The organism is Gloeomargarita sp. SRBZ-1_bins_9, assembly GCA_039794565.1.
Lineage (GTDB): Bacteria > Cyanobacteriota > Cyanobacteriia > Gloeomargaritales > Gloeomargaritaceae > Gloeomargarita.
In genome coordinates this window covers 21,092-27,789 of sequence record JAUQVX010000015.1, presented here as the reverse complement: position 1 = coordinate 27,789, position 6,698 = coordinate 21,092, and the positions used below count along the sequence as shown (strand labels likewise).

Sequence of the window (6,698 nt, the reverse complement as noted above, 5' to 3'; positions counted from 1 at the left end):
CACTGCTGGGCCGCCATCACCGCCTGCAGAAGCGCCAGCGTCGCCTGGGGATGTTGATCTACCCAGTCGGCCCGCACCGCCAGGTACTCCTCCGGATGGGCCGGCCACATCTGCGCCGTCAAGACCGCCAGAAAACCCGCCTCCTCAACTCCTGATTGCCCCCCGGAAAGGTATAGGCCGCCCGGAACTTGCGCCCGTTGGTGCGACTGAAGCCCTTGATGTAATCCGGGTTTTGGATGCGCAGGTGGATGCCCTTCCCCTGGTGCGCTCCGGCGATGGCAATGCCATTTCCCTGGGTAATCAGCTGGGCCAGCACGTACATGGGCACCTTTTGGCCGTTGGTGATCACCCCTTCGGTGATCAGGTGGGGCATGGGCAGTTGCCACATCCCCCCGTCAATGCCGCCCCCCGCCGCGCCGATCACCACATTGTCCCGGGCCGACGCCCAGTTGACCTGCTTGATCACCTCCACCCCCGGCAGACCGTACTGGGCAAAAAACCCCTTCTCCTGGGCAATGATCAGGGGCGCCGACCCCACAATGGGCAGGTAACCCAACTGAATTTTGGTCGTTTCCGGTTTACTCGCTGATTGAGCACAACCGGCAGCTTTGTTCCTAAAAACCAACTCGGTTGCCGTGCCGGCGCCAGTTAAAAATTTCCGCGGACTTAAACCCTGATTAGCCACGCGCAACTCCTCCATTATCTCAGATGAAACAGCCCCAAAACAGGGCATTTCTAAGTCCAAAAACCATGGTTGCTCTCCATCCTAAACAGTGTTACAGTCTTTGCAAAGTGAGGATGATTTTAGCTTTCTAGTGGTAAAAAATAAGCCGATTTTATTTGATAATTTCAGTTACTGCAACCTATAAGGCAATGAAATGGTTAGCGGCGAGGCGGCTCCCCAAGGGGTAAAATAGACAGGAACATTGGCCTAGCAGGACGGGACTAAAGAGTATGGTTGCCACGGCTTGGAACACAACGGAATCCCAGCGTTTGTTTGCCCGTGCCCAGGAGTTGATGCCGGGGGGGGTGAGTTCGCCGGTGCGGGCGTTTAAGTCGGTGGGGGGCCAGCCCATTGTCTTTGACCGGGTGCAGGGGGCCTATATCTGGGATGTGGACGGCAATCAGTACATTGATTATGTGGGTACCTGGGGGCCGGCGATTTGTGGCCATGCCCACCCGGAGGTGATCCAAGCCATCTGTGAGGCGGCCTGGAAGGGGACCAGTTTCGGCGCCCCGTCCCGTCAAGAAAACATCCTGGCGGAAATGGTGATCGCGGCGGTGCCCAGCATCGAAATGGTGCGCTTTGTCAATTCGGGGACGGAGGCCTGTATGGCGGCGCTGCGGCTGGCACGGGCCTTTACCGGGCGGGAGAAGGTGATCAAGTTTGAGGGGTGCTACCATGGCCATGCGGATATGTTTCTGGTCAAGGCGGGGTCGGGGGTGGCGACGCTAGGGTTGCCGGATTCGCCGGGGGTGCCCAAGGCGGTGACAGCAGCAACCTTGACAGCGCCCTACAACGACCTGGAGGCGGTCAAGGCCCTGTTTGCCCAGTATCCGGGGGAAATTGCGGCGGTAGTGCTGGAACCGGTGGTGGGCAATGCAGGCTTTATCCTGCCGGAGCTGGAGTTTCTGGTGGGGCTGCGGGAATTGACCCAAAAGGAAGGGGCGCTGCTGATCTTTGATGAGGTGATGACGGGGTTTCGTATCCGCTATGGGGGGGCGCAGGCCTACTTTGGGGTGATGCCGGATTTGACTACCCTGGGTAAGGTTATTGGCGGGGGGTTGCCGGTGGGGGCCTACGGGGGCCGCAAGGAGATCATGCAAATGGTGGCGCCAGCAGGTCCGGTGTACCAGGCCGGGACGCTCTCGGGTAACCCCTTGGCCATGACGGCGGGGATCAAAACGCTGGAGCTGCTGCAACGACCGGGGGTGTATGAGCAACTGGAGCGCATCACTACGCGCCTGGTGCAGGGGTTGCAGGCAATCGCCGATGAATTGGGCCACCCCATGTGCAGCGGCAGTTTGGGGGGCATGTTTGGGTTTTTCTTTACCCGGGGGCCGGTGAAGAATTACGCCCAGGCGAAGACGTCGGACCTGCAAAAGTTCAGTCGTTTTCACCGGGGGATGCTAGAGCGAGGGGTCTATCTGGCGCCTTCCCAGTTTGAAGCGGGCTTTACCAGCCTGGCCCACACGGAGGCAGACATTGACGCCACCTTGGCGGCGGCCCGGGAGGTTTTGCAGGAATTGCCCCGGTGATGCCGGTGATTGTGGGGTTGGACCCGGGACGGGATAAGTGCGGCGTGGCGGTGCGCTCGGTCCAGGGGGATTGGCTCTTTCACCGGGTGGTGCCGGCGACGGAAACCCTGGCGTTGCTGCAACAGTTGGTCGCCCAGTACGGTCCGGCGGTGGTGGTGATGGGGGACCAAACGACGGCCCAGTCCTGGCGGCAATGGGTGCAAGACCAGCTGCCGGGAGTCACGGTGGCCCTGGTGGATGAGCGCTATAGCACCCTGGAGGCGCAGCGGCGGTACTGGGAGGTGCATCCGGCGCGGGGTTGGCGGCGGTGGTTGCCCCGGTGGCTGCGGCCTTTGCCGGGTCCGGTGGACGATGTGGCGGCGATGGTCCTGGTGGAGCGCTACTGCCAACGCCATGGCTGAAGTAGGACGGCGGTTGCTGGTGGGGGCGCCTCCGGGACCAGTGGGGGAAGCGGCGTTGCACCGGTTGCAGCAGACGGGGGCAATGGGATTGCTGCTGTTTCGCTCCCAAGTGATGCCCCTGGAGGAGTTGCCCCAACGGTTGTTGAGGTTGCGGGAAAAACTAGGGCGACCCTTGGTGGTGGCGATAGACCACGAGGGGGGCCAGGTGGTACGCCATTTGGCTGGCAGTACGGTATGGCCGGGGAATTATGCCCTGGGACAGGTGGGGCAACGGGATGTAACCCAGGCGGAACGTTGGGCGGAACAAATGGGGGAGCAGATGGGCTGGGAGCTGCGGGCGTTGGGCATCGGCTGGAACCTGGCGCCGGTGGTGGATGTGATGGGGACGCAGCCGAATCCGGGGCTGGGGTGGCGCTCGTTCGGTCGGGAACCGGAATTGGTGGCCCGGTTGGGGGTAGCCCTGTGGCGGGGTATGCAACGGGCTGGGGTAGCAGGCTGCGCCAAGCATTTTCCGGGATTGGGAGCGGCAGTAATAGATCCCCATGACCGTTTGCCCCAGGTGGCTCTGTCACTGACTGAGTGGGAATGCCATTGGCAGCCGTTTCGAACCCTAATCCAGGCAGGGATACCGGCGGTGATGACCACCCACCTGCAAGCGCCGGCGCTGGACCCAGAGGCCATCACCACGTTTTCCCGGCGGCTGATTCACACTTATTTGCGCCAGGGGTTGGGGTTTACCGGCGTCTGTGTCAGCGATGACCTGGGCATGGGAGCGCTGCAATTACAGGGGTCATTGCCGGAGCGGGTGCGGCAGGCGTTACAGGCGGGGCACGACGTGGCAATTGTCGGTCAGGCCAGCGAGGCCCAAATCGCCCACGTTATGGAGGTCTTGACGGCAGCAGAACAAAGGGGGGAGTTGCCGGAGCAGGAGATGGCCCTGGCGCGGATTGACCAATTGGTGGCCCGGACGGATGTGGTCCAGGTGTTGACGTCGGTCCACCCGGAACCGGCAACTGCCTTGGCGATGGCCATAGCCCAGGCGGCGGTCCAAGTGGTGCGCGACCCCCAGGGATGGTTGCCGGTATCCGACCCCATTTGCCTATACATGCCGGATGTGGGACCGCTGGCGGAGGGGGTGCTGTTTGAACCCTGCTGGTTCGACCCAGGCCAGATGGCCCAGCTTTTGCGGCTGCCGGACGCCCAGGTGGTGATGACGTCCTTGGCTGACTCCACACCTTTGCCGGCATGTTCCTCAACCACGACCCATGTGCTGTTGCTCTATCACGCCCAGCGCTATCCGGGGCAACGGCAGGTGCTACAGGCGGTGACGGCATTAAGACAGCGGGTAGTAGTGGTGCTGGTGGGTTCCCCTGGGGATGCGGCCCTGGTGCCCCCCCAGGTTACGCTGGTGGATGCGGGGGGATTTCGCACGTCCCAATTACAGGTAGTGGGGCAGCGGTTGCAGGAGCAAGGATGACTGGACGGCGGCTGCGGGATGGGGTCCTCTCGGCCCTGACCATGCTGGCGCTGGTGACGGTGCTGGGGGTTTTGGGGGCCATTTTGGGCTATGTAGCCTACCGGGGGGCAGTCCAGTGGCTACGGGGGGGATGGACTGTGCTGACGGCCTTGCCTCCGGCGCCCTTGGATGCGGGGGGGGGATTAGGCCCGGCGCTGGTGGGCAGTGGCCTGTTGTTGCTGTTGGCGGTGTTGCTGGCAGGGCCGGTGGCGGTGTTGGCGGGGGTGTACCTGAGCGAGTTTTGCCCCTGGCCCTCCCTGGCGAATGGGTTAAGTCTGGGGTTGGAGGTGTTGGCGGGCGTGCCCTCTATCCTGGTGGGGGTGTTTGTGTTCGGAGTGGTGATTGTACACACCCGGCGGTTTTCCACCCTGGCGGGCGCCCTGGCCTTAGCGCTGATCATGCTACCTGTTTTGACCACCACCACTCGGCTGGCGTTGGCGGCAGTGCCCCAGGAGGTACGGCTGGCGGCTTGGGCCTTGGGGGCGACCCGCTGGCAGCTGGTGACCCGGGTGTTGTTGCCCCAAGCCTGGCCGGGGATACGGGATGGGTTGACCTTGGCCTTGGCCCGGGCCGCCGGAGAAACGGCTCCCCTGTTGTTCACGGCCTTGTTTTCCCGGCATTACTTACCCCTGCGGGAACTGGGTCTAGAGGCCCTGCTAACGCAGCCGGTGGCGTCGTTGCCCGTTTTGATCTACACCTTTGCCCTGTCGCCTTTTGCCAACCAGCAAGCCTTGGCCTGGGCCGCAGCCCTCGGGTTGGTAGCGGTGGTGCTGGGGTTGAACGGACTGGCGCGGGGCTTAGGGGATGACCAGCACCGGGCAGGGGGCTAGGTTGATCACCCGGATGCTGACGCTTTCGGCCATGCCCTCTTCCGTGAGTCCTGTCCCCCGGCAACCCATGATGATGAGGTCCGCGTTCAATTCGTCCGCCACATCACAGATCACAAAGGCCGGTTGCCCCACCCGCACCAGGGGAGTTGCCTTGATACCTTTTTCTGCAATGGCCGCTGCCACCTCCCCCAGCCAGCTTTCGGTTGTGGGCACCTCGGCGTCCGTAGGAGCTACCGCCAAAACTGTCAATTCCGCGCCGCAAAAGGTCACCAGGGCCAGGGCCGGTTCCAGGGGTTCCCGATGGGGGTCCAATGCCAGCAGAATTTTGTGAAACATAACCAGCAGGTGACTGGTTCACCGGTACAATAGGGTGCGAGATCAATCTCGATTATTCCAGATTTGGGTGGAGGAATGCCGTGGCGAAGAAAACGGTGGCCAGTTTAACGGAGGCGGACCTGGCGGGCAAACGGGTCCTGGTACGGGTAGATTTCAACGTCCCCCTGGATAAGGAACAGCGGATTACCGATGACACCCGGATTCGCGCGGCGCTCCCCACCATCCAATACCTGCGGGAACGGGGGGCCAAGGTGATCCTGTGTAGCCACCTGGGCCGGCCTTTCCAAAAGGACAAAACCACGGGCGAAGTGAAGCTGGTCAAGGAGGGGAATAGTCTGGCGCCGGTGGCGGCACGGCTGGCGGAACTCCTGGGCACGGAGGTGGTCTTTGCCCCGGATTGCATCGGTGAAGCGGCCCAGCAGGTGGTGCAACGTTTGCAAAATGGTCAGGTAGCCCTGCTGGAAAACGTGCGTTTTTACGCTGAAGAGGAGGCCAATGACCCGGTCTTTGCCCAAAAACTGGCGGCCCTGGCGGATCTATACGTTAACGATGCCTTTGGAACAGCCCACCGCGCCCATGCTTCCACCGAGGGGGTGGCCCACTACCTGAAACCGGCGGTGGCGGGGTTTTTGATCGAAAAGGAATTGCAGTATCTGCAGGGGGCGATCGAACATCCCCGGCGGCCCCTGGCGGCGATCATCGGCGGGTCCAAGGTCTCTAGCAAAATTGGGGTGATCGAGGCCCTGCTGGAAAAGGTGGACCGTTTGATTCTCGGGGGCGGGATGATTTTCACCTTCTACCTGGCCCAGGGGCTGGGGGTGGGCAAATCCCTGGTAGAAACGGACAAGGTGGAGCTGGCGAAAAACCTGATGGCCAAGGCCCAGGTGCGGGGGGTGCAATTGCTGCTGCCGACGGATGTGGTGGTGGCCGATAAATTTGCCCCGGATGCCCAGGCCCAAACGGTACCGGTGACGGCCATTCCCGAGGGCTGGATGGGGTTGGATATTGGCCCAGCGTCGGTGGAGCAAATTCGCCAGGCGTTGCAGGGCTGCCAGACGGTGGTGTGGAATGGGCCGATGGGGGTGTTTGAGTTTGAGCGGTTTGCCGCCGGGACGCGGGCGGTCGCCCAGATTCTGGCCGATTTAACCGCTCAGGGGGCCACCACGATCATTGGCGGGGGCGATTCGGTGGCGGCGGTGGAGCAGGCGGGTCTGGCGGACCGGATGAGCCACATTTCTACGGGAGGCGGTGCCAGTTTAGAGCTGCTGGAGGGGAAAATCCTGCCGGGGATTGCGGCCTTGGAAGACCTGTAGGCTAAGATCGGTAGGCAAACCGGCATCACCCTCTGGCAGGATG

The 6,698-nt window shown here is 62.4% G+C and carries 7 protein-coding genes; 5 read left to right on the top strand and 2 right to left on the bottom strand.

Annotation, left to right across the window (positions count from 1 at the left end; translation table 11 throughout):
• Positions 1-118: 118 nt before the first annotated feature.
• A complete protein-coding gene (locus Q6L55_10905) occupies positions 119-556 on the bottom strand; it encodes an ABC transporter substrate-binding protein (protein MEN9259218.1) in 438 nt (145 codons plus the stop codon).
• A gap of 398 nt (positions 557-954) precedes the next feature.
• Between Q6L55_10905 and hemL the strand changes: the two genes are divergently transcribed.
• The 4 genes from hemL to pstA are packed head-to-tail and all read left to right on the top strand — an operon-like array spanning position 955 to position 5,006.
• Positions 955-2,259 (top strand): glutamate-1-semialdehyde 2,1-aminomutase, encoded by a 1,305-nt coding sequence (hemL, locus tag Q6L55_10900; protein MEN9259217.1) that lies wholly within the window; start codon positions 955-957, stop codon positions 2,257-2,259.
• Positions 2,259-2,660: a pre-16S rRNA-processing nuclease YqgF gene (locus Q6L55_10895; GenBank protein MEN9259216.1), complete on the top strand. Its 402-nt coding sequence runs from the start codon at positions 2,259-2,261 to the stop codon at positions 2,658-2,660. Before hemL ends, Q6L55_10895 begins: the two co-directional genes overlap by 1 nt.
• Entirely contained in the window at positions 2,611-4,137 is a 1,527-nt protein-coding gene (locus Q6L55_10890) for a glycoside hydrolase family 3 N-terminal domain-containing protein (GenBank protein ID MEN9259215.1), read from the top strand. The genes Q6L55_10895 and Q6L55_10890 overlap by 50 nt, the downstream gene beginning before the upstream one ends.
• Positions 4,134-5,006: a phosphate ABC transporter permease PstA gene (gene pstA / locus Q6L55_10885; protein MEN9259214.1), complete on the top strand. Its 873-nt coding sequence runs from the start codon at positions 4,134-4,136 to the stop codon at positions 5,004-5,006. Before Q6L55_10890 ends, pstA begins: the two co-directional genes overlap by 4 nt.
• On the opposite strand, the gene Q6L55_10880 is transcribed toward pstA, so the two are convergent.
• Entirely contained in the window at positions 4,974-5,342 is a 369-nt protein-coding gene (locus Q6L55_10880; protein ID MEN9259213.1) for a universal stress protein, read from the bottom strand. The genes pstA and Q6L55_10880 overlap by 33 nt on opposite strands.
• 80 nt (positions 5,343-5,422) lie before the next feature.
• Between Q6L55_10880 and Q6L55_10875 the strand changes: the two genes are divergently transcribed.
• Positions 5,423-6,655 (top strand): phosphoglycerate kinase, encoded by a 1,233-nt coding sequence (locus tag Q6L55_10875; GenBank protein MEN9259212.1) that lies wholly within the window; start codon positions 5,423-5,425, stop codon positions 6,653-6,655.
• Positions 6,656-6,698: the final 43 nt, after the last annotated feature.

What these genes read in the sequence shown, in the direction of transcription:
- hemL (MEN9259217.1), top strand. Translation starts at nt 955, where the DNA reads ATGGTTGCCACGGCTTGGAACACAACGGAATCCCAGCGTTTGTTTGCC.
- Q6L55_10895 (MEN9259216.1), top strand. Translation starts at nt 2,259, where the DNA reads ATGCCGGTGATTGTGGGGTTGGACCCGGGACGGGATAAGTGCGGCGTG.
- Q6L55_10890 (MEN9259215.1), top strand. Translation starts at nt 2,611, where the DNA reads ATGTGGCGGCGATGGTCCTGGTGGAGCGCTACTGCCAACGCCATGGCT.
- pstA (MEN9259214.1), top strand. Translation starts at nt 4,134, where the DNA reads ATGACTGGACGGCGGCTGCGGGATGGGGTCCTCTCGGCCCTGACCATG.
- Q6L55_10880 (MEN9259213.1), bottom strand. Translation starts at nt 5,342, where the DNA reads ATGTTTCACAAAATTCTGCTGGCATTGGACCCCCATCGGGAACCCCTG.